Below are 19,829 nucleotides of genomic sequence, written 5' to 3' on the forward strand. Positions count from 1 at the left end.
CGCTATATTAAGAAATTCTGCTGCCTATTTTCCGAGCAGCCCCTTCAGCCGCTCCTGCAATTTCTCCTGCACTTTCGCTTTCACTTCTTCCTTCTTCTCGTCGACTTTCTGCTTCGCCATCGCACTTGCCATGCCGGCGAAATCGACGTGCCATGCGATAGCGGTGTAGGGCCCGGTCAGGCGCACGGGAACGGTGAGTCCCTTCAAGGACTCCAGTTCCGGCCCGCCTTGTCCCTTCAGGGTCGAGACCACCGTCGTTTTCGCCAGATAGTCGAGCCGGTCTTCGCCGAGGTTGACTTCGCCGGAGCCGCCGATGCGGATCAATGGCGATTTGATATTGAGGTCGTCGTTGCGCGCAACACCGTTGGTGATGCGGAAGCTGCCGGTCATTTCGCTGAAATCGGTCTTTTCGTTGGCCGTTGAAGTACCAGTCTCCTGCGTTTCCTTGCCGCGCAATTCACCGATCCTGGCCTTGGCGTTGCGGACCACCTGCGCGACGTTGACGCCGCGGATGGCACCGTCGTGCAGCTCCAGGCGCGCAGTGCCGTTCAGCCCCTTCTTGATCTGCGTGACCGTCGCGCCCGTCGATGTCACATCCAGTTGCACATTGCCGCGGCCTTCGATCTGCGCCTTGCCAACCGCATCCTGCAGCAAGGGGCCGATGTTGATCCCGGAGAGTTTCTGCTTCACGACATAACGTGCCGGATTGCCAGCCGCCACCGACAGCGAACCTGCGACGCTGCCGCCGTACAGGTTCGCGGCGAGCGGGCTGATGTCGAGCTTGCCGCCTGCAGCCTGCATGTCGACGCGCACATTCTGCGTCTTGATGTTGGCCACCTTCAGCGCACCGACGCGCAGGCTGCCGGTGGCGCGCAGATTTTGCAGGGCGGACAGATCGATCGGCTCTTCCTTTGCAGGTTTGCTCTCTGTCTTGGCAGGCGCGCCGCCTGCCGCAGGCGTCTTGGCCTTGTAGCGGTCCAGGTCGATCTGGTCGATGCCGATGTCGAAGGTGTACGCCATCGGCGAGAAGCCGGCCACGCCGAGTTTGGCGTTGAAGGCGCTCTGGTCGAGCGTTCCCTTCAGCGCGGCATTGACGCTCTCCTTGTCGAGATTGACATTGGCGTTGCCGCCCGCCTTGAACGTCAGCGTGCCACCGCCGGGATTGGGCAAAGTGAAGTCGGCTGCGAGCTTCGATAATTCGATCAGCTGCGTCTTCAGGTTGGCCGACAGGGGCGTCGTCAGCGAGCCGTTGAGCGCTGTTTCGCCCTGCTTGCCGGACAGCGTCAGCGACAGTTGCGGCGATGTGAACAAGAGCTTGTCGATGTCGCCGTTCAGCGCACCGGACACCTTCGCCTTGGCATCGAGCTTGTCATCCTTGACTGCTGCATCGAGCACCATCGCGGGCAACTGGAAGGCCTGCGGTGTGCCCTCAAAGGCGGGAATCGCGATATCGGCTGCGACCGCGCGTGCGCCATTGTTGAGCCGCGCTTCGGCGCTCAGTTTTCCGCCGGTGACCTTGTCATCGGTCATGAGCAGCTTGGGCAGCGCAAACCGAAGCTCGATGTTGTCTTTGTCGCGGCGGCCAGTGGCAACGAGGTCGATGCCATCCAGCGCATACTGCCGGGTATCCGGCTTGAGGTCGGCATCACCGTCGAGCGTCAGCGCAAGGCCGGTGAAGCCGACGGCGGCACCATTGAGCTTCGCATCCAGATCCTTGAGCACGTAGTGCTTCTTTTCCAGGTCCAGCGTGAAACCGGTGTTGACATCGACCTTCGCATCGATCGCCGGGCTGTTGCCTTTGACATTGGCCGCCAGGCTCAGCTTGCTGGGCACGCCGTTGGCGATCTTGCCGGTGTCGAGATCGAGGTTGGCGATGTCAAACCTGCGCGCCTGCTGCATGTCGTCATACACGATGTGCGCGTTGCCGAGATGGACGCTGTCGATGTCCAGGGCAATCGGCTGGCCGCCATCCGAAGCGCCTCCCTGCGGCTCCTCCTTGGCCAGCAGGTCGTCATAATTGGTGCGTCCGTCCTTGTAGCGCTTGATGTTGGCGCGCAGGCCCTCGACCTGCACCCGGTCGACCACCAGCTGCTTCGACAGCAGCGGGATCAGCGCCAGCGAGACTTTTGCGCTTTCCACCGCGGCGAATTCCTCCGTCCCCTTGTGTTCGGAAATGCTGACCTTGCCCAGCTGGGCACCGATCTTCGGGAAGAAACTCAGCTTGATGTCGCCGGGAATGGCTAGCGTGCGCTGCTTCTTTTCCTGCACCAGCTTGATCACCATCGGCTTGTAGTCGTTGGGGTCGAAGGTCGCGGCAATGATCGCGGCAGCGGCAACCAGCAGGACAAGCAGCGCCGCAATCGCGATGAGGGTGTATTTGATGATCTTGTTCATATCGCTCCTGCAATGAATCGGCGGGCACCGCCGAGGGGGGCGCTTTCATTGTAGCGATGCCAACACAGGGAGGCAAAGCGCGCCGGGCTTGCGCTTGCGTCAACTCTGGCGTGAAAAGTCGTGTATAAGAATGTCTGCAAGAATTTGTCTCCTCATTAATTGCTACACCCCAAATCACGTCACGATGAATCAGTCCAGCAACACCATCTCCGCCGAACGTCCCGCCTTCGCAGTCCGCAATTCCCGCGTCCACGGCATGGGCGTGTTCGCGACACGCAAGATTCCGGCCGGCGCGCAGATCATTGAATACGAAGGCGAACGCATCACCTGGAAGGAAGCCGTGCGCCGGGAAAACCGGAAAGCACCCGATGATTACCACACCTTTTTCTTCAGCTTGGAAAGCGGCAAGATCATCGACGGCGGCAGCAACGGCAACGACGCCCGCTGGATCAACCATTCCTGCGCCCCTAACTGTGAAGCGCGCGAAGAAGATGGCCACGTCTACATCTATGCGCTGCGCGATATTGCACGTGGCGAAGAACTGAACTACGACTACGGCCTCTTGCTGGAAGAGCGCCACACGCCCGCCTTGAAGAAGGCCTACGCCTGCCTGTGCGGGGCACAGAACTGCCGGCATACGCTGCTGGCCCCGAAGAAGAAAAAGAAAGCCTGACCGGCCGACTCCATATCGGCTTTTGCAGGACGGCAATCAACGCCCGGCGATATGTGATCGAAGTTGCTCGCTGGCGCGCGCGGCGGGCATGTCACCTTGCGAGGGCGCCTGGTGCGCCCCATACGCCCCGTACGCCGCCTCCGCCAATGCTGCCAATGCCTGCGCCGATTCGCCTTGTTGAGTGTTCTCGGCATTTTCCAGCGAACGGGCACAGCCCGCCGGTGCCGCGCACACGACCCGGTTTCCGCCGGCCGCTCTTGCGTCCTCCCGCGCCTGCTTCACGCGCTTGACGGTTTCTGCCAGTGCCTCGCGCTTGCACAGGGTGGCCAGTCCAATGCTGATGCTGCAGTCCGGTTTGTCCGGGTGCGAACGGGCACGCCGGATCAGGGCAAGCAGGCGGTGTGCCGTCGCGACGGCGTGATCCTGATCTGCGTCGGCCAGCAGTATTGCAAACTCCGTACCGCCGATGCGGGCAAAGCTGTCCCGCTGCCGAAGCGCCCTGTCTGCCGCCAGCGCGATATCCATCAGCACCTGGTCGCCGACGGCGTGGCCGAACCTGGCGTTGATCGATTTCATGTCATCCACATCGAGCATCAGGAGCGCCAGTTTCCTGCGCGAGGTTCCGGCTCGTGCCGATTCGCGCTCGAGCAGTTCGTCAAACGCCTTTCTGGTCAGTGCCCCGGTCAGGAAGTCGCGCCGCGACGGATGCCCCGTGCTTGCGAGCGTCCGGTCGTGCGCCATCATCACGGCGCCAAAGGTCAGCAGCGGCAGCACAAACGCGCCGGCTGACATGAAGACAATGCCGGAGGCGGAAGGTTGCAGCAGCGATGTCACCTCGCCGGCCTGCCATATGTGGACCGCCGCCCGCACCACGTTGGCGGCCGCGTACAGCACGGCTGCGATCGCCGTAAACAGGTACGGGTAAGGTGCGTGCCAGCGCTCCCGGGCGCGGAAGATCGTGAGCGCCATCGCGGACAGTATCGCGACCTGGAACGCCGAGACTGTCAGCGTGCGCAGCACAAAGGAGTCGTACGCGTAGTGAAACAGCGCCACCGTGACCGAGTACACCGTAAGTCCTGCCGACAACGCAGCCACCGGCACAGGACATGAAAAGAAGCGCCGGAATCCTGCCAGCGCCAGTGCCCCGGACAAGGCATACGTCACGTTTGCCGCCTCATACGCCAGCCATGGCGGCAGTTGCCTGCCCAATGCATACAGGATGAAGGAAACGAAGGCAACGGCATTGGCCGCCATCCATTCCTTGAGCCCGGGCGTTTCATGGCGCAGTAGCGAGGCCAGGGCCGACAGCATCAATATGCAAAAAACTGCCGAGACGAGAAAAATCCAGGAGATGACCGTCATAGCGCACCGGCACTGGCGTCCTCGACGCTGTCATCATTTACCGCCAGCATGCCCAAAAACGCATCCGGCGGCATCGGACGGCCGAACAGGTAGCCCTGGAAGTTGCGGCACTTGTTGGCGGTGAGGAAGGCAAGCTGTTCATGGGTTTCGACACCTTCCGCGATCACCTGCAACTGCAGCGTGTGGCTCATGTTGATGATGGTCTGCACGATGGCGGCGTCCCCGGCGTCGGTCGCAATGTCGCGCACGAACGACCTGTCGATCTTCACCTGGTCCAGCGGCAGGCGCTTCAGATACGAAAGCGAGGAGTAGCCGGTGCCGAAGTCGTCCAGCGCAAACGTCACGCCCAGCGCGCGCAGTTCGTGCATCTTGCCAATGGTGGTCTCGATGTCGCCGATGATCATCGATTCGGTCAGCTCCAGCTTCAGCCGTGTGGCATGCGCACCGCTCTTCTCTAGCGCCGTGCGCACCATCTCCACGAAGCCCGGCTGGCGGAACTGCTTCGCACTGACGTTGACCGAAATCGCCAGGTGCCTCGTTTCCGGCAATGCGCTCCACGCCGCCAGCTGCACGCACGCGGTTTCCAGCACCCATTGCCCGATCTGCAGGATCAGCCCGGTTTCTTCGGCCAGTTCGATGAACTTCGCTGGCGGCACCGGCGGTTGCCCCGGCGGGTGCCAGCGCAGCAGCGCTTCCGCAGCGACGATGTCATGCCGGTCGTCGACCTGCGCCTGGTAGTACAGCTGGAACCCGCCACTCGCGAGCGCCTCGCGCAGGCCGGCTTCGAGAAGCGCCTTTTCATTCAGCGCAGACTGCATCTCCACGCTGTAGAAGCGGGCGGTGTTGCGCCCGGCATCCTTGGCCTGGTAAAGGGCAATGTCGGCCTGCTTGAGCAGTACGTCGAACGGCTCGTCATGTCCCTGGAACTGGCTGATGCCGATGCTTGGTGTGTTCCGGTGCCCGTATTCCCCGCCGGCCAATTCGTATGGTTCGTTCAGGGTGGCGAGGATCTTTGCGGCGACGGTCCTGATTTGCGTAGCAGCTGCCGTGCCCTCACCGCTGAGGTCTTGCAGCATCACCACGAACTCGTCGCCGCCCAGGCGCGCGACGGTATCGCACTCACGCACAGAGGCGCTCAGTCGCTGCGCCACCTGGATCAGCAACTGGTCGCCCACGTCATGGCCGAGCGTGTCGTTGAGCGTCTTGAAATGGTCGAGGTCGATCAGCATCAAGGCGCCATGGCGCCCGTTGCGCGCGCTGGCAGCCAGCGCCTGGGTCACGCGGTCCATCAGCAGCCGCCGGTTGGGCAGGCCGGTCAGCGGGTCGAAGAAGGCGAGGTTGCGGATCTGCGCTTCGGCCTCCTTGCGTATCGTGATGTCGGAGAACGCGCTGACGTAATGGGTGATGCGCTGCCGGCTGTCCTTGACGGCGGTGATGACGAGCCACTCCGGATACAGTTCGCCGCTCTTCCTGCGGTTCCAGATTTCGCCTTCCCAGTATCCCTGCTGCTCGATCACCTGCCACATGCGATTGTAGAAGTCGGGCCCCTGGCGGCCGGACTTGAGCACTGCGGGTGTCTTGCCGATCACCTCCTCCGCACGATAGCCGGTCAGTTCCTCGAATGCACGATTGACGCGCAGGATCCTGCCGTGGGCATCGGTGATCATCATGCCTTCCTGCACATTGAAGGCGGCTGCCGCGATCCGCAGGTTTTCGTCGGCCAGCTTGCGTTCGGTGATATCGGTGACGGCGCCATGCCACAGGGTGCTGCCGTCCTCCAGCCTTTCCGGCCGCGCATTGCTCAGCAGCCAGCGTACGCCACGCACCGGCAGCACGACGCGGTACTCATGGTGCCAGGGCTCCAGCGTCCTGGCCGATTTCAGGATCGAGGCCGTGATCCCGTCCGCATCGTCCGGGTGGTTGCGCGCAGAGATCAGCGATGCATCGTCGCGTACCTGCTCCGGGCTGATCTCGTAGATATCGCCAAGCGACTGGCTGGCAAACGGCATGCTGGAACGTCCGTCCGGATACAGCCGGTACTGATAGATCACGCCGGGAACCTGTGCCGACAGCTTGGCCAGCATGTCGTGGCTCTGCTGCAATGCGTTCTCGTTGCGCTTGCGCTCCGAGATGTCCTGCTTGACGCCGACAAAATGCGTGATGGCGCCGGTGGGCGATTTTACCGGCGCAATCACCAGCTCCTCGTCATACAGGCTGCCGTCCTTGCGACGGTTGACGAGCTCGCCACGCCAGGTCCTGCCGTCGAGGATGGTCTGCCACATGTGCCGATAGAATTCGCGCGGCTGCAGACCGGAGGACACCAGCTCCGCCGGTCGGCGCCCGAACGCCTCTTCCCGGCTGTATCCGGTCAGATCCTCGAAGGCGTGATTGACCCACTCGATCTCCGCATTGGCGTTGGTGACGACGACCGCATTGCCGACCGCTTCGAGCGCAGCCATCCGCAGACGGTTGCGCTCCTCGCTGGACTGCATGGCGATGTGCGTGCGTGCGCGCAACCGCATCAGCAGGATCAGTGCAAACACCGCCAGCGAGGCGGTTGCAAAGGCACCGCCAAGCAGCAGTATCCTGCGTTGCTTGTAATAGGGGGCGAGAACGCCTTCGACAGCGTCGGCAACGACCACCACCAGGTCGAAACCGTCCACCCGGCGCCAGGAGAAAATGCGCTCGATCCCGTCCGTCTGCGCCTTGTCCCGGTAATTTCCCGCATTGCCGGAGTCGGCCGCAAGGAATGGCCGGCCGGTCAGGCGCATGCCAGGCTGCTGATGCGGCTTGAATGGCGGCGCCAGGATCTCCCCCGTGCTCCGCACCAGCGCGACAAAGTCGCTTTGATGCGACTCGGCCCCGACGTAGAAACGCGAAAAATACTCCGGTGCCACCGACAACATAACCACCCCGCGGAGTCGGCCGTCGCTGCCAAGGATCGGCCGCGTGAACTGGATCGACAGGCGATCCGACAACCGTTCGATGACCGGCTCGCTGATGATCAGCCGGTCCTGTTTCCCGTCGCGATGCGACTGGAAATACGCGCGATCCGCGACCGACACCGAGCCCGGGTGTCTGGTCAGGTTGCTATAGACGATCTTTCCGTTTGCATCGATGACGGCGAGCTGGAAGCTCGCCTCCCGCAGGAAGTAGTTGTGCTGGCGCAGGACGGCATCATGAAAGCGGTCCGGATGCTGGTCCCACTCGTCACGCAGCGACAGCAGCGACAGGTCGATGCCGAGAACGGAGGCCCGGACCTGTTCGGCAAATGCGCGCGACAGGTTCCCACCGTCGCGAACGGCGTTATCGGTCAGGTTCTCTCGCGCCGACTGCAGGTAAATCAGGATAGAAACCCACATGCCGAGCAGCAGGATCACCACCAGGCTGAGCAACTGGTAAGTGGGATTGAAGAAAAGGCTGACAGCACCGGGCGCTTGTTGTCGACGTGTGTTGTTGGAGACGTCTGTCATTCAGTCCGTGATCGAAGCATTTTTTATGGGTCGCGAGGAAGGCCGTTCGGGAATACCTCACACTCCAGCGCAAGGCGGCCGGATATTTGCTTTGTAGCAATTTTTAGATGCTATGGGCGGCGCGACGCAAAATACTTGACTTAGGTTAAGAAGTTCCAAGGCGCGTGCGCCTCAACTGTCGCAACTCGCGCAGTACTGAACGTAGGGCAGTTGCAGAATCAATGAGTTGAGGCGGAAACCGCCATTCAAATCTGGATCCGCTATTCCTCTATCTCTGCACTATTTCGAGTTCTGTTCGCTTTTCGCTGAATATTCGCGACGGCCGTCAGAGCATTGCCCGGTTTCGATCCACAGCCGTTGGTCGCGTTTCTCCAAAGCGGACAATCAACGTTGGAGATAAGTTGATGAGTAGGCCGGCGAAGTCGGCCGATAGGACGTCCGGGTACCCGCTACTGGAGGGCCTGGCGCTGGTCTTTCAGGAAGGGTCTGTCGATATGCTGCGCCAGCTCTTCAAGTGTGGCCTCTGGCAATCCTCGGGCGGCGAAGTGCGACTGCCAGCCCCCGACCACACGGGCGACCTGCCGGGCCTCTGCCAGCGCGTCCTGGGGCGTGAGCCAATACTGGGTAGCTGCGGAAAGCGCATTCTCAATGGTCGACTCTGCCCCCCGTTCCCCGACCACTAACGACTGGTAGCCCAGGGACTGGCCCATGGGCAGGACATCGAAGGCAGGCGCCAGCACGTACTGCTGATCCTCCCGCATCAGGATCACATGGTTCTTCTCGTGGTCGTCGGTGTTGTCGATGAGGATGTTGAATACCGCCCGCCGGAACATTTCCCGCATCTGAGCCCGGTGCAGCTCGATTGGGCCGCGTCGTCGCAGCAGTAAGGCCAGGTTCGGGTAGGAGAGCTCGGCACCTGCCGCCCGCAGCGCGACATTGGCCGAGATCGCGTGCAGTCGCCGGCCGGCACTCCGGTCGAATCGGCGAATGGCCAGCGCAACCCCGGTCTTGAAGGGGATGGGCCGGGTTTCGGCAACGTTAATGCCGGCTTGTGCCGCGAGCGTCAGCGCAGCGTGTTCCATCAGGGGCTCGGCGGGTCGGTCTTCCTCGGCGAATTTGAGCACCCACTCCTGGCCGTCCAGCTGAAACAGCGCCTTGGGCCGGGCGCCACCCATGGTGACGCCGGGGGCGATCAGACGCTTTTGACGCGCATCGACCGGCTCTCGGGCGAGCACACGGCGCACCACTTCGTGCACCGCGTCAACGTCGACGAGCTTGGGCAGCGGGCCGATCTCCCGGGGCTCATAGATCGTGTCGGACAGGGACACCCCGAGAGCACCGAAGCGATCGTCGCCCGCGTAATACAGGTACTCCAGCAGGGAGAGCCGGGGCGGACGGTCGAGCAGGCGGATGACTCGCTCGCCCCACCGGTCGGGGCGCGCATCATCGACGGCGCCTGCGGCCGTATCCTTTTCAGAAGGGATGTGCTCCAGGTCGGTAAGCGGCAGGTCTTCGCTCAGCGGGAAGCCGGACTTGATCCAGGACTCAGCGTACTTCAGCGAGACCCCGCGCCGGCTCATCACGAGGTTCAGCTCGCCCACCAGCGTAGGGGCGTCGGGCCTACCGAGAAACCAGAGATAAAGCGTGTCAGGAGGGGCAACGTGCACGATCAGCGCTCCTTCTTCTTGGCAAGCCGCGCCATCCCGGAAGCCCTTGTCCGGGCAGCGCGCAGTTGGCTGGCCTGCCGCACATCGGACTCCAGCGCCCGCAAATCCTTGACCGGATCGGCAAGTTCAGCGAGCCCGTCCGACAGTCCGAGAAGCCAGAGCGCCGAGGCGTACACTCCCATGCTCACGGAAGGGTCGCCCTTCTCCAGACGGATGAGCGTCGGGACCGAGACGCCTAAACGGGAGGCCCAGCTGCGCTGGGATTCCTTGCGCCGCAGACGAGCCAAAGCGAGGTGCTCGCCCAGCGCCTGCAGTGCGTCAAGCGCTTGGGGCGGGACCGATGAGAGAGCGAGGGAGGACTTAGACATAACATAAAATTTACCATGAACCGCGCTTTTGGTAAAACTTATGTAATGCCGTTTCTTCTTGCACCTAAGGCAGCAACTCAACCGCCTCAAGCTTCGCCTTCGAACACTGCGCCAAAGTGTCGGTTTTTCCCGTCAGCTAAACGCGCCGTAGCAGTCGTAGCCCAACTTTCAGTAGAGAGGCTCGACCCGACCGAGGCTGTGTGATAACGCATTAGTCAGTTCTTAGAGACGCCCGTGTTCCTAAAGCGGTGATTCTAGGATTTGATTTAAAGCCGGCCTACCCCGTCATCGCCGCAATCAGTCTTTGAATCCCCATTATTTGCATCATCCGCTTCATGTTATACGCCAGAACATGAAGACTCATTTCCGTGCGAACCCTCGGAAGCGTTTTGGTCAGGAAGTGGGTAGCCCCCATCCAGGCTTTCAAGGTGCCGAAGGGATGTTCGACGGTGCATCGGCGGACCATTGCCAGTTCCGGCCGCGCGTCCAACCTCCGCTGCATTCGCTCGAGCACGTCTTCGTGCTCCCAGCGGGCAATTCTTCGATAGTCACCAGTTGTGCACTGCGGTTTCATCGAACACGTCGGACACGATGAGGACCAGTACTTGTCGAATACCATGCCGTTCTCTACGGCCTGAAACCGCCACCTTGCATGCTCCCCCGCAGGACACAGGTATTCGTCGCTTTGCTGGAGGTAAGTAAAGTCGCGCTTGTCGAACAGACCCTTTGCCCGGTTGTTGGATGTAATCGGCTTGGGAACGAGCGGCGTTATTCCTTGCTCTTCACAGGCCAGGATTTCCACGCTACTGAAATAGCCACGATCAGTAATCACGGTGATCTCCTTCCGGCCCAGGGTTTGCTGCACCTGCCTGGACATCGGGGGAAGCTGGGTGCGGTCATGACCAACATTTGTCACCTCATGTGCGACGATCATGTGGTGGGTGGTATCGACTGCGGTCTGAACGTTATAGCCCACCATGCCTGTACCGCGTCCACTGGTAGCCATGGAGCGTGCGTCCGGATCGGTCTGGGAGATCTGCTGATCGGGTTCATTCTGCAATTGTCGATCTAACGCGTTGAACTCGGCGATCTGGCGTTTGAAGGAGGCGATCTTGTCCTTGATATGTTTGATGCGCAACCGAGTGGAGAATTCCAGCTGCCGGTCGGCACGATCCAGTTCTTCCATGTAACGCGCAATGCTTTCCTCGACCTGCTCGATCCGTGCCTTGAGCTTACGTTGAGTGAAGTTCTTGTCACGGTTGTTGACCGCCTTGAACTTGCTGCCGTCGATCGCTACTTCGCCGCCCTCGAACATGTTCAGGCGATGACAAAGCTGAACGAACTGCCTGCAGACACTGCGAATTGCTTCGCCATTGTCCTTGCGGAAGTCGGCAATCGTCTTGAAGTCGGGCGCGAGCCGGCCGGTGAGCCACATCAGCTCGACATTGCGCTGTGCCTCGCGCTCCAGGCGTCGGCTGGATTGGATACGATTGAGGTAACCGTAGATGTAGATCTTGAGCAGGATCGACGGATGGTAGGAGGGTCTTCCCGTGTCGGCAGGCAGGGCACCATCAAAACCGAGCCTTTCGAGCTTGAGCGTGTCGACAAACGCGTCGATGACGCGCACCGGATTGTCTTCGGCAACGTACTCGTCCAGCGACGCAGGAAATAGAATCGTCTGGCTGCGGTCGGCTCCCTCTATAAAACGCTTCATCCGGATCTCCCAATGTGTTTGGTCGTATCCGTTTGACGCTTTAGTGAGAACTTCGTTTACTAAAAAACCATGTTTTCACACAGCCTAGGCCGGTTGCTGTCATCGCAGTTCAGAGATAAGTGAACAAAGCTCAGAGATAAACGGTGTTCGACATCAACGTCGAAACAACGCTGACGTGCGCAAGATGTGAACGCAAATGGATGTGACCGCACGGCGCATCGTTCCGGCGCTACGCGTAACACGTCCAACGGGCAATAAACGGGAGAGAACGAGAGAAAGCGAGAGAAAGGGCTGACGGCTGGTCAGCCCTTGTTATTGAATAGGAGATGAATGCGAGGCAAGCGCCGACGACGGATCGTTGTCCACGGCGATTCGGCCATCACAATTTAGCCAAGAAACTTCAGACCTGCAATGCCTGTCAGGATCAATCCGACACACACCACCTGCGCCGCCGACATCGGCTCCCCCAGCAGGAAGTATCCCAGCACGGCCGTTCCCGCGATGCCGATCCCAGTCCACACTGCATAGGCGACGCCCATGGGCAGTGACTTCACCGCGATGCCGAGAAGGACGACGCTTGCCACCATTGCCGTCAGCGTTCCCACAGACGGCCACAACCGCGTAAATCCTTGCGTGTATTTCAGGCCGATCGCCCAACCGATTTCCGCCAGCCCTGCCAGCACAAGAACAATCCAGGACATGTTTCCCTCTTTGCGTGGCCGTCCACCTTGGTCATGAAGAGGCGGGGCCGTCCCCGCTTTCGATTAGGAAAAAGAAATGCCGGACGCGCCGGCAGCAGAAACTTTACGCGATTCCGGGCGCCTCTGCTGAAAGCGGCGCAATCTCATAACGGTTGCGCCCGCTGTGCTTGGCGATGTACAGCGCGGCATCGGCCCGGTTCACGGTGTCGGAGATGCTTTCGCCCGGTCGGTGCTGGGCGATGCCGAAGCTGGCGGACAAGTGCAGCGGCACGTCGCCCATCCGGATGTCCATGGTGCTGATGGCGCCGCGTATGCGCTCGATCACGACCGCGCCTTCGACATCGCGGACCTCGGGCATGACGATCATGAATTCCTCGCCGCCCCAGCGCCCGCAGATATCGTAATCGCGCATGCTGCCCTTGATCGCATTGGCGATCGCGATCAGCGCCTTGTCGCCGGTTTCATGGCCGTAGGCATCATTGACGGTCTTGAAGCGGTCAACGTCCGCCAGCGCGATGGTCAGCGGACGACCGAGGCGTTCGGCACGCGCGGTTTCCGCCTTGAGCGCATCCATCAGCATGCGCCGGTTGCCGATGTTGGTCAGCGCATCGGTGGTGGAAGCCGACTTCAGCGCTTCGTTCAGGTCGCGCATCATCGACTGGTAGCGGTCGGAGATGCGGGCGATCCGCTCCAGCTGCCGCAGCTGCTTCTGATAGCGCTCGGTCAGCGACAGCGTCGCTTCGCGGCTCGCGTGCTGGTAGCGGTCCGAGATGTGGGTGATGCGATCGATCTGGTGCAGCAGGCTGCGAAACTCGGTGTACAGGTCGTCCAGCGCCTGGCGCAGCGGATGCCCGTTGTACGCGGGATCGGCCAGCAAGGCCTCGATGCCTTTTTCCAGTTGCCGGTCGTCGTGCACCATCACGCCACCTGGGCCGTAATCCGGAACGGGAAGCTGCAGTCTTCCCTGAACTCGTCCGCGAGTTCGGCCACGCGCTCGTTCTGCTCGTCGTAATACCAGTTGACCTCTACCACGCGTCCGCCGCGATGCGCTTCCTCGAGCATGTCGAAGATGTCCATCATCGCCTTGACGCTGCTGGTATTCAGGTACAGCAGATGCAGGTTCAGGGTCAGCGGCCGGTCGGTGTCGCGCAGCCAGGACTCGATCCATTCCATGACCGGCGAGAACAGGTCGTAGGAGTTTTCCGGGTAGGAGTCGCCCCGCATTTCCACGGTCCCGGCCTGCCAGTCGGTGACGATCGCCGGTGTGGACTGGGTGCCCTCGATGTGCAAATCATTCATGTTCATTCCTTCCAATATCCTTACATCACCACGCGCAGGCTGAAAAAGGCGCGTCCGTCACCCAGCGCCTTGACCGAGCAGGTGAGCGGCTCGGAGGCCTTGCGCGCGAGGTCGATCAGGCCAAGCCCGGCGCCGGTGGTGGCACCGTCTTCGCGCGGTTTGCGCAGCTGTTCCTTGTAGCGCGCCTTCAGCTGCGCCTTGTCCAGGGAGGCGAGTCCGTCCACCGCCGAGACCAGGCCGGCGCCGTCCGTTGCATCGACGACATTGCCGGCGGAGATCACGTAGCGCCCTTCATCGCCACGGGCGATGATCACCGTGGCCGATGCTTCGCTGTCGCTCCATCCCTTGCGGGCGGCATAGTGACGGATGTTCTGCGTCATCTCGATATAGGCGCCGAACACGTCCATCGCCGACGACGGCGTGGCCTGCTCCTGCTGCATGTAGTTGCGCAGCGCATTGCCGATCTCTTCGATCAGGCTCCTGGTCAGCGGGCCGTTAAAGCACAGCATGATGCGCTGCGCGTTGTAGGTTTGCTGCAGTGTAAAAAGGTCTATCTGGCCCATGGGTTCTCCGGTGAATCAGGCGAAACGGAAACTCACAATCGTAATGTCGTCGCGTTGCGGATGGCTGCCCTGATACGTGGCCAGCGTGTCTGCAAACGCGTTGTACTGCTCGGACAGCGGGCGGTTCGCATGCTGGCGCAGCATATCGACAAAGCGCGTGTTGCCGAAGCCGTAACCTTTGTCGCCGCCGGCCTGGTCGAGGAAGCCGTCGGTGGTCAGGTAAAAGGTATGGGACGGCAGCAGCGCCTTGTGCTCGTTGCGGTACCGGCCCTGCTGGCGATCACCGAGCGAGCGGCGTCCGCCCTTGATGATGCCGACTTCATTGCCGTCGCACCAGTACAGCGCAATCTTGGCGCCGGCGAACGTCACCTGCCGCGCGGCGAAATCGATATAGGCGAAGCCGGCATCCATCAGGGTGGCGATGCCGTGCTGGTGTGCCTGCGCCTGCAGCATTGCCCGCATGGCCTGGTCGGTACGCTCGAGGATCGCGGCCGGATCGGTTGCGCCGGCCTGGTCGATCGCATGATCGATTGCGGCATGCGCAAGCATCGTCATGAAGGCGCCGGGCACCCCGTGTCCCGCGCAATCGACCACGCCGAGCAGGCAGCCGCCGTCGACTTCACGGTAGACATAGAAATCGCCGCCGATCACATCGCGCGGGCGCCACAGCACGAAATGTCGGTCGCCCAGCGTCGCCGTCAGGTGCCGGTCCGGCAGGAGCGCGCGCTGGATCAGGCTGGCATAGGAAATCGAGTCGCTGATCTTCTTGTGCGCGCTCGCCATCTCCTGGTTGGCGCGCACCAGTTCGCCTGTGCGCTCGCGCACCGTGGCTTCCAGTTCCTCGGTGTGCTGGCGGACCTTGCGTGCCATCGCGCCGAATGCGTCGGTCAGTTCGCCGATCTCGTCGTCGCGTGCGGGCGGCAGCGCCACGGCGTAGTTGCCTGCTGCCATCGCCTGCGCCGACAGCTTGAGCTTGTGCAGCGGCGCCAGCACCAGGCGGTTCACGGCAAAGGCGAAGGCGCCGACCACCAGCACCAGCAGGGCCAGCATCGCCACGCCGATCGTCTTCAGCAACCCGGTATCGACCACCTTTGCCGCGTCCAGGTCGATTGCGGTCAGCACATGCCATTTGAGTTCGGGAATGTAAGCCGCTGCCAGCAGCTGGCGCTTGCCATCCATCGTCACGTCGACCACATGGGCTTCGCCGGGCTGGCTGGCTGCCGCCGCCAACGCGGCACGCACTGCAGCCGCGTGCTGTTCGTCCTGCAGCAGCCCGAACAGCGACTGCCCGGCACCGACGGCGCTGTTGGCCGAGTTGAACGCGATGCGGCTGCTGTCCGGGTGCACCTGGATGGCGCCGCGCGCATCGACGATCATCGGCGTCACGCCCGGCTTGCCGGTGCCAAGGAAGTCGCGCAGATAGGCGGACAGATCGAGCCCGGACCCGGCGACACCAATCCGGCGTCCGCCCTCCTCCACGACCACGTTGAACCAGACCTTGGTGAGGCCCAGCTTCACGTCCGGATTGACGTTGATGCTGACCGGCTCTCCTCCCTTCATCAGGTTGAAGAACCAGGCATCGTTGGGGTCGTCCGCCTTCAAGCGGTAGCGCGGCTCGATGGCAGTCGAGGCGGCATCACTGAAGTAATAATGATTGGAGACTCCGGACACCAGGAAATAGGCCTTGCCGGCGAAATCGGTCCGAAAGCCTTCCAGCTCGCGCAGCGCCAGCGCCTTCTTGCCGGGATCGGCCTCGTCAGCCAGCCACTGCCGGACCACGTGCGAGCCGGCGAGCCGCATCGACAGCGCCATTTCGCGGGAAACCGGCGCGATAATCCGCTCGCGGTTGAGCAGGGTGAAATTGCGGGCGAATTCGCCGCCAAGATAGGATTTGATGGACGAGATGGCCTGCGCGCCGACCAGGCCCGCCAGCAACAGGATGAGGAGGCTGAACCCGAACAGTGCAAGGACCGATTTGCCGCGTAGCCCTAAGGCGCGCCCCATGTTTTCTCCGACAGCATCGCGTTAGCAAGAATGGAACTCATGGAGGACTCGCGCAGCCGTTCACGACATGCGATGGCGCACCACAATATTGACCATCGGAAATTTTGACAGCCTTCAGGAGCCGTTGCAATCGGATTTGCCGTCAGGGCAGTCTTCACAACCGCCGTGGGCCCACCGACGGCGGAAGAAAGTTAGCGAATCGACATCGGTCAGCCGACAAGTCCGAACTGCCAGCCGAAGAAGACGGTCAATGCCACCACGATGGTCAGCAACTGCTGCCTGGTCGCCGCACAGACCAGTACCGCGACAATCGCCGCCACCAGCTGCGGATTGCGCCAGGTCAGCTCCAGCCCGGCGCCATGCGGTGCAAGCACCATCGGCACGATGATTGCTGTCAGCACCGTGACCGGCACGAATCCCAGGGCCTGTTGCAGCAGCGGCGGGAACACGACGCGGCCGCCGAGCACGAAGATGGTGGCCTTGATGGCCACCGTCACCACCGCCATGCCGATGATCATCAGTGTGTAGTCCATCATGCGCGCTCCTCCTGCACTGCGACGCCGGCACGCCAGCGCGACAATGCAAGGCCGACCGCGACGCCGATCAATACCGCCGACATCAGGCCGAGCTTGTACGGCAGGTCCTTCAGCAGATAAGCAAACGTGCCGGCCGCCAGCGCCGCGCCCAAATGCGGCAGGCGCGACAGCTGCGGCACGATGATCGCGATGAAGGTTGCCACCATCGCAAAGTCCAGGCCCAGCGTCTGCAGGCGCGGGAACACCGCGCCGAACAGCAGCCCGACCAGCGTCCACGCCTGCCAGTTGGCATACATCGCGAGGCCCGACCCGAGGAAATACCAGTGGCCGAGGGGCGCCTGCGGATAGCGGCTGTAGTAGCCATTCATGACGGCAAACGTTTCATCGGTCAGCAGGAAGCCAAGCGCCCAGCGCCAGCGCGCGGGCAGCCGCGCGACGTGCGGCAGCAGCGTGGCGGCATACAGCATGTGACGCAGATTGACGATGAATGTTGTCAGCCAGATCACCAGCAGTCCGGCATGGCCGGCGACCTGGCCGACCGCAATGAACTGGCTGGAGCCGGCGAACACGCTCATCGACATCAGTTGCCCCTGCCAAGGGGCGAGCTGGCTGGCGGCAACCAGGGTGCCAAAGATCATGCCGAACGGTGCGGCGCCGACCAGCATCGGCACGGTATCGCGCGCACCGGCGGCAAGACTGGAAACGGGGGTGGAATGCGGAGGGTGGGACATGACGGCAAATTCCTTTCGGCCGCCAATGGTAATGCCTTCGCGCCGAGGCTGCTTGTACGATCTTGCGCTTGCCCAGACGACAGCCCGTCGGTGCCGACATCTGCTTGGCATGCAATCTTGCCGCGACGCCAACCCGCCACCGTATCAGGTTGGTGGGACGGCCATCACCGTACCGGGCTGGCGCTTTCCTTGAAGATCGGCGCCGACGACATCACGACCAGCCCGATTGCCAGCGGAATGGTGGCACTGAAGCCGAGATACTTGAAGCCCAGCGCGCCGAGCAGGCCGCCGATGAAGAAGGAAATCACCAGCAGCGAATGCACGCGCAGCTTCTGCCGGTTCGCCATCACGTAGAAATCCTTGTCGTCATCGGCCTGCCGGTTCCAGTAGAACAGCTTGCCCAGTTCGATCCCGATATCGGTGACCAGTCCGGTGACATGCGTGGTCCGGATCTCGGCATTGGAAATCTTGGTGACCAGCGCGTTCTGCAGGCCCATCACGTAGCAGAGCAGGATCGCCGTCAGCGACATGTCGACAAACTCCCGCGTCTGCAAGTTGGCGCCCATGAGGCCGAACACCAGCAGCAGCGCCGCTTCGAGCAGCAAGGGGGGCATGAACACATTCCGGTCGTTGTTGCGGCGCGCATAGTTGACCATGATCGCCGTCGATGCCGCGCCGCCGACAAACGATACAACCGACATGAAGGCGGTGATCACCAGCGGCAGTTGCCCCAGTACGAGATTGTCGGCCGCGGAAGACACCATGCCCGTCATGTGCGACGTGTACTGGCCGATCGCCAGGAAGCCGCCGGCATTGAGCGCCCCGGCGACGAAGGCGAGCGATGCACCGAGATGCAGGTTGGCGCGGGCGGTGCGTTCCGGCGCGGTCAAGGAAGCCAGGTAATTGATGGGCATGGAGGTATGGCTGACGGCATCACGGGAATGGAAGCGATGTGTACTGCGCCGGACAGCCTGCGGGAAGATGCAGACATCAAGGCAGCAGATGCGCAGCGCAATCCGCATTTATACCGCATGCAGCGGAAAAACACAGTGCCAGGCAGGCAACTATTGCCGATCTGTCGGCATCGCGCGTCAGAATCTGCCCGGTGGCTGCCCGGTGGCTGCTCTAAGGTTGCGCTAAAGTCGCTCAGTAGTTGCTCGTTTGCTGTTCAGCGTTGCAGGAGCAGCTTGAGCGCATCCAGGTCGCGCCGCACCATGGCGGCATCCGACGCAAAATGCTGGTCGGTCATGCCCGGTTGGCGAAACAGCGTGAAGATCACTTCGCAGCCCTCCTGGTTCGGCAGCACGCGCAGCGGCACATAGATCTGCACGCCCGGTGACGGGCTCACATAATGGTCGAGCACGCCAAAGTCGTTGCGCTCGACAAAACTCAGGCCAACCGGACCGTGCGGGGTTTCCGCGATCCAGTCGGCGCCGGCACTGTCGTCGTCGGAAGCTGGCCGCACCGACAGGCACAATCCGTTTGCCCACTGCGGCAGGTTGCGCGGATCACGGATGAATTCGTAGGCCGTCGACGGACTGCAGGCGATGGAGACGGCAAGGGTTTGCGACGGCAGCATGGCGGTTCCTTTTGGCGAGCTGTTCTGGCAGGCTTATCGAGCCGGGACGGTTGACACCAGTATACGAGCCATCCGGGCTCGATCAAGGCTTGACGGGCTGCGCCGGCGGCTGGCCGGCCATGGTGAACGCAGACAGGCAGGCCGCCTTGAGCTCATGCTCGAATACCGGTGCGAACAAGGTCCTGCTCCTGGATTTCGTCATCCGCGCCGACAGCGGCATCAGGTAGTCGCCACGCGGGCTCTCGAGCCGCTGCCACTGCAGCATGCCGTCGGTCTTTCTTATTTCCACCCGCACGCGCACCGGCGGTGACGATCGCCCGCTGATCACGACCACGTTCGCAATGCCGTTCGCCACATCGCCGGTCACTGAAGGCGCCATTCCCTCGTCAACGCGTGCTGCGCCTGCGGTCGCATACAGGTGCGCACCGCACAGCTTGTCCTGCTGCTGGTGCAGTTCGAGCACGAAGTTCGAGCACTGGCCGGAATCGCGCTTGACGCCCTCCGGGCACAGCCACGCGACCCAGGCACCGCTGAAGTCATTGTCGTTCGCTGCCGAAGCAAATGGCGGTATCAGCATGAACCCCATGAACAGGGCGGGCAGGATAAAGCGCATGATGCGGTCGTCTCCAATCGAAGTTGTCGTGATCCAGCGGCGAGTACTGCCGGTTTCCCGGATCTGTCTGATTTTCCTGATGGCGCAGGACGCTGCATCCAAAGACATTTACCAGACGAGCGCATCAGGCTGTTGATTGTCCGCAAAGATGG

General features: G+C 62.0%; 17 protein-coding genes. 1 reads left to right on the forward strand and 16 read right to left on the reverse strand.

Translation table 11 applies throughout. The features are described from left to right. Positions 1 to 24: 24 nt before the first annotated feature. On the reverse strand, positions 25 to 2,394 hold the full coding sequence (locus tag ACYVIA_RS06205; RefSeq protein WP_460838983.1) for an AsmA family protein: 2,370 nt from the start codon (positions 2,392 to 2,394) through the stop codon (positions 25 to 27). 184 nt (positions 2,395 to 2,578) lie between these two features. On the opposite strand from ACYVIA_RS06205, the gene ACYVIA_RS06210 reads away from it, so the two are divergent. After that, positions 2,579 to 3,067 carry an SET domain-containing protein gene (locus ACYVIA_RS06210; RefSeq protein WP_460838986.1) on the forward strand — a complete coding sequence of 163 codons (489 nt, stop codon included), beginning with the start codon at positions 2,579 to 2,581 and terminating at the stop codon, positions 3,065 to 3,067. 36 nt (positions 3,068 to 3,103) lie between these two features. Here the strand turns inward: ACYVIA_RS06210 and ACYVIA_RS06215 are convergent, their stop codons facing one another. The 15 genes from ACYVIA_RS06215 to ACYVIA_RS06285 all read right to left on the reverse strand — a co-directional run bounded on the left by ACYVIA_RS06215 (position 3,104) and on the right by ACYVIA_RS06285 (position 19,677). Then, the gene (locus tag ACYVIA_RS06215; RefSeq protein WP_460838988.1) at positions 3,104 to 4,378 is read right to left on the reverse strand and encodes a GGDEF domain-containing protein; all 1,275 of its coding nucleotides are present in this window, start codon (positions 4,376 to 4,378) and stop codon (positions 3,104 to 3,106) included. Between the two features lie 47 nt (positions 4,379 to 4,425). Further along, entirely contained in the window at positions 4,426 to 7,902 is a 3,477-nt protein-coding gene (locus tag ACYVIA_RS06220) for a bifunctional diguanylate cyclase/phosphodiesterase (protein WP_460838990.1), read from the reverse strand. Positions 7,903 to 8,351: 449 nt separating this feature from the next. Continuing rightward, on the reverse strand, positions 8,352 to 9,569 hold the full coding sequence (locus tag ACYVIA_RS06225; protein WP_460838991.1) for a type II toxin-antitoxin system HipA family toxin: 1,218 nt from the start codon (positions 9,567 to 9,569) through the stop codon (positions 8,352 to 8,354). 2 nt (positions 9,570 to 9,571) lie between these two features. Next, the gene (locus ACYVIA_RS06230; protein WP_460838993.1) at positions 9,572 to 9,937 is read right to left on the reverse strand and encodes a helix-turn-helix domain-containing protein; all 366 of its coding nucleotides are present in this window, start codon (positions 9,935 to 9,937) and stop codon (positions 9,572 to 9,574) included. Positions 9,938 to 10,214: 277 nt separating this feature from the next. Continuing rightward, the gene (locus ACYVIA_RS06235) at positions 10,215 to 11,651 is read right to left on the reverse strand and encodes an IS1182 family transposase (protein ID WP_460838995.1); all 1,437 of its coding nucleotides are present in this window, start codon (positions 11,649 to 11,651) and stop codon (positions 10,215 to 10,217) included. Positions 11,652 to 12,037: 386 nt separating this feature from the next. Continuing rightward, positions 12,038 to 12,352: a quaternary ammonium compound efflux SMR transporter SugE gene (gene sugE / locus ACYVIA_RS06240; protein WP_460838996.1), complete on the reverse strand. Its 315-nt coding sequence runs from the start codon at positions 12,350 to 12,352 to the stop codon at positions 12,038 to 12,040. 103 nt (positions 12,353 to 12,455) lie between these two features. Next, positions 12,456 to 13,271: a biofilm regulation diguanylate cyclase SiaD gene (siaD, locus tag ACYVIA_RS06245; protein WP_460838998.1), complete on the reverse strand. Its 816-nt coding sequence runs from the start codon at positions 13,269 to 13,271 to the stop codon at positions 12,456 to 12,458. Beyond that, positions 13,271 to 13,651 (reverse strand): biofilm regulation phosphoprotein SiaC, encoded by a 381-nt coding sequence (gene siaC, locus ACYVIA_RS06250; protein WP_460839000.1) that lies wholly within the window; start codon positions 13,649 to 13,651, stop codon positions 13,271 to 13,273. The genes siaD and siaC overlap by 1 nt, the downstream gene beginning before the upstream one ends. Before the next feature lie 20 nt (positions 13,652 to 13,671). Next, on the reverse strand, positions 13,672 to 14,214 hold the full coding sequence (gene siaB / locus ACYVIA_RS06255) for a biofilm regulation protein kinase SiaB (RefSeq protein ID WP_460839001.1): 543 nt from the start codon (positions 14,212 to 14,214) through the stop codon (positions 13,672 to 13,674). A gap of 15 nt (positions 14,215 to 14,229) precedes the next feature. Next, positions 14,230 to 16,218 (reverse strand): biofilm regulation protein phosphatase SiaA, encoded by a 1,989-nt coding sequence (gene siaA / locus ACYVIA_RS06260; RefSeq protein WP_460839003.1) that lies wholly within the window; start codon positions 16,216 to 16,218, stop codon positions 14,230 to 14,232. A 209-nt stretch (positions 16,219 to 16,427) separates the two neighbouring features. After that, complete coding sequence (locus ACYVIA_RS06265) at positions 16,428 to 16,751, reverse strand: AzlD domain-containing protein (RefSeq protein ID WP_460839715.1); 324 nt, start codon at positions 16,749 to 16,751, stop codon at positions 16,428 to 16,430. Beyond that, a complete protein-coding gene (locus tag ACYVIA_RS06270) occupies positions 16,751 to 17,485 on the reverse strand; it encodes an AzlC family ABC transporter permease (RefSeq protein ID WP_460839005.1) in 735 nt (244 codons plus the stop codon). The genes ACYVIA_RS06265 and ACYVIA_RS06270 overlap by 1 nt, the downstream gene beginning before the upstream one ends. Positions 17,486 to 17,649: 164 nt before the next feature. Next, positions 17,650 to 18,507, reverse strand: a complete 858-nt coding sequence (locus tag ACYVIA_RS06275) for a YoaK family protein (protein WP_460839007.1) — start codon at positions 18,505 to 18,507, stop codon at positions 17,650 to 17,652. A 146-nt stretch (positions 18,508 to 18,653) separates the two neighbouring features. Continuing rightward, positions 18,654 to 19,064 carry an SRPBCC family protein gene (locus tag ACYVIA_RS06280; protein ID WP_460839009.1) on the reverse strand — a complete coding sequence of 137 codons (411 nt, stop codon included), beginning with the start codon at positions 19,062 to 19,064 and terminating at the stop codon, positions 18,654 to 18,656. Positions 19,065 to 19,146: 82 nt separating this feature from the next. Further along, complete coding sequence (locus tag ACYVIA_RS06285; protein WP_460839011.1) at positions 19,147 to 19,677, reverse strand: hypothetical protein; 531 nt, start codon at positions 19,675 to 19,677, stop codon at positions 19,147 to 19,149. Positions 19,678 to 19,829: the final 152 nt, after the last annotated feature.

This window comes from Noviherbaspirillum agri (genome assembly GCF_054780595.1).

Coding starts and splice junctions, on each gene's coding strand:
- ACYVIA_RS06280 (WP_460839009.1), bottom strand. CDS start 19,064: ATGCTGCCGTCGCAAACCCTTGCCGTCTCCATCGCCTGCAGTCCGTCG.
- ACYVIA_RS06215 (WP_460838988.1), bottom strand. CDS start 4,378: ATGCTGTCGGCCCTGGCCTCGCTACTGCGCCATGAAACGCCCGGGCTC.
- ACYVIA_RS06235 (WP_460838995.1), bottom strand. CDS start 11,651: ATGAAGCGTTTTATAGAGGGAGCCGACCGCAGCCAGACGATTCTATTT.
- siaB (WP_460839001.1), bottom strand. CDS start 14,214: ATGGGCCAGATAGACCTTTTTACACTGCAGCAAACCTACAACGCGCAG.
- ACYVIA_RS06265 (WP_460839715.1), bottom strand. CDS start 16,751: ATGGACTACACACTGATGATCATCGGCATGGCGGTGGTGACGGTGGCC.
- ACYVIA_RS06210 (WP_460838986.1), top strand. CDS start 2,579: ATGAATCAGTCCAGCAACACCATCTCCGCCGAACGTCCCGCCTTCGCA.
- ACYVIA_RS06230 (WP_460838993.1), bottom strand. CDS start 9,937: ATGTCTAAGTCCTCCCTCGCTCTCTCATCGGTCCCGCCCCAAGCGCTT.
- sugE (WP_460838996.1), bottom strand. CDS start 12,352: ATGTCCTGGATTGTTCTTGTGCTGGCAGGGCTGGCGGAAATCGGTTGG.
- siaA (WP_460839003.1), bottom strand. CDS start 16,218: ATGGGGCGCGCCTTAGGGCTACGCGGCAAATCGGTCCTTGCACTGTTC.
- ACYVIA_RS06270 (WP_460839005.1), bottom strand. CDS start 17,485: ATGTCCCACCCTCCGCATTCCACCCCCGTTTCCAGTCTTGCCGCCGGT.
- siaD (WP_460838998.1), bottom strand. CDS start 13,271: ATGGTGCACGACGACCGGCAACTGGAAAAAGGCATCGAGGCCTTGCTG.
- siaC (WP_460839000.1), bottom strand. CDS start 13,651: ATGAATGATTTGCACATCGAGGGCACCCAGTCCACACCGGCGATCGTC.
- ACYVIA_RS06275 (WP_460839007.1), bottom strand. CDS start 18,507: ATGCGGATTGCGCTGCGCATCTGCTGCCTTGATGTCTGCATCTTCCCG.
- ACYVIA_RS06285 (WP_460839011.1), bottom strand. CDS start 19,677: ATGCGCTTTATCCTGCCCGCCCTGTTCATGGGGTTCATGCTGATACCG.
- ACYVIA_RS06205 (WP_460838983.1), bottom strand. CDS start 2,394: ATGAACAAGATCATCAAATACACCCTCATCGCGATTGCGGCGCTGCTT.
- ACYVIA_RS06220 (WP_460838990.1), bottom strand. CDS start 7,902: ATGACAGACGTCTCCAACAACACACGTCGACAACAAGCGCCCGGTGCT.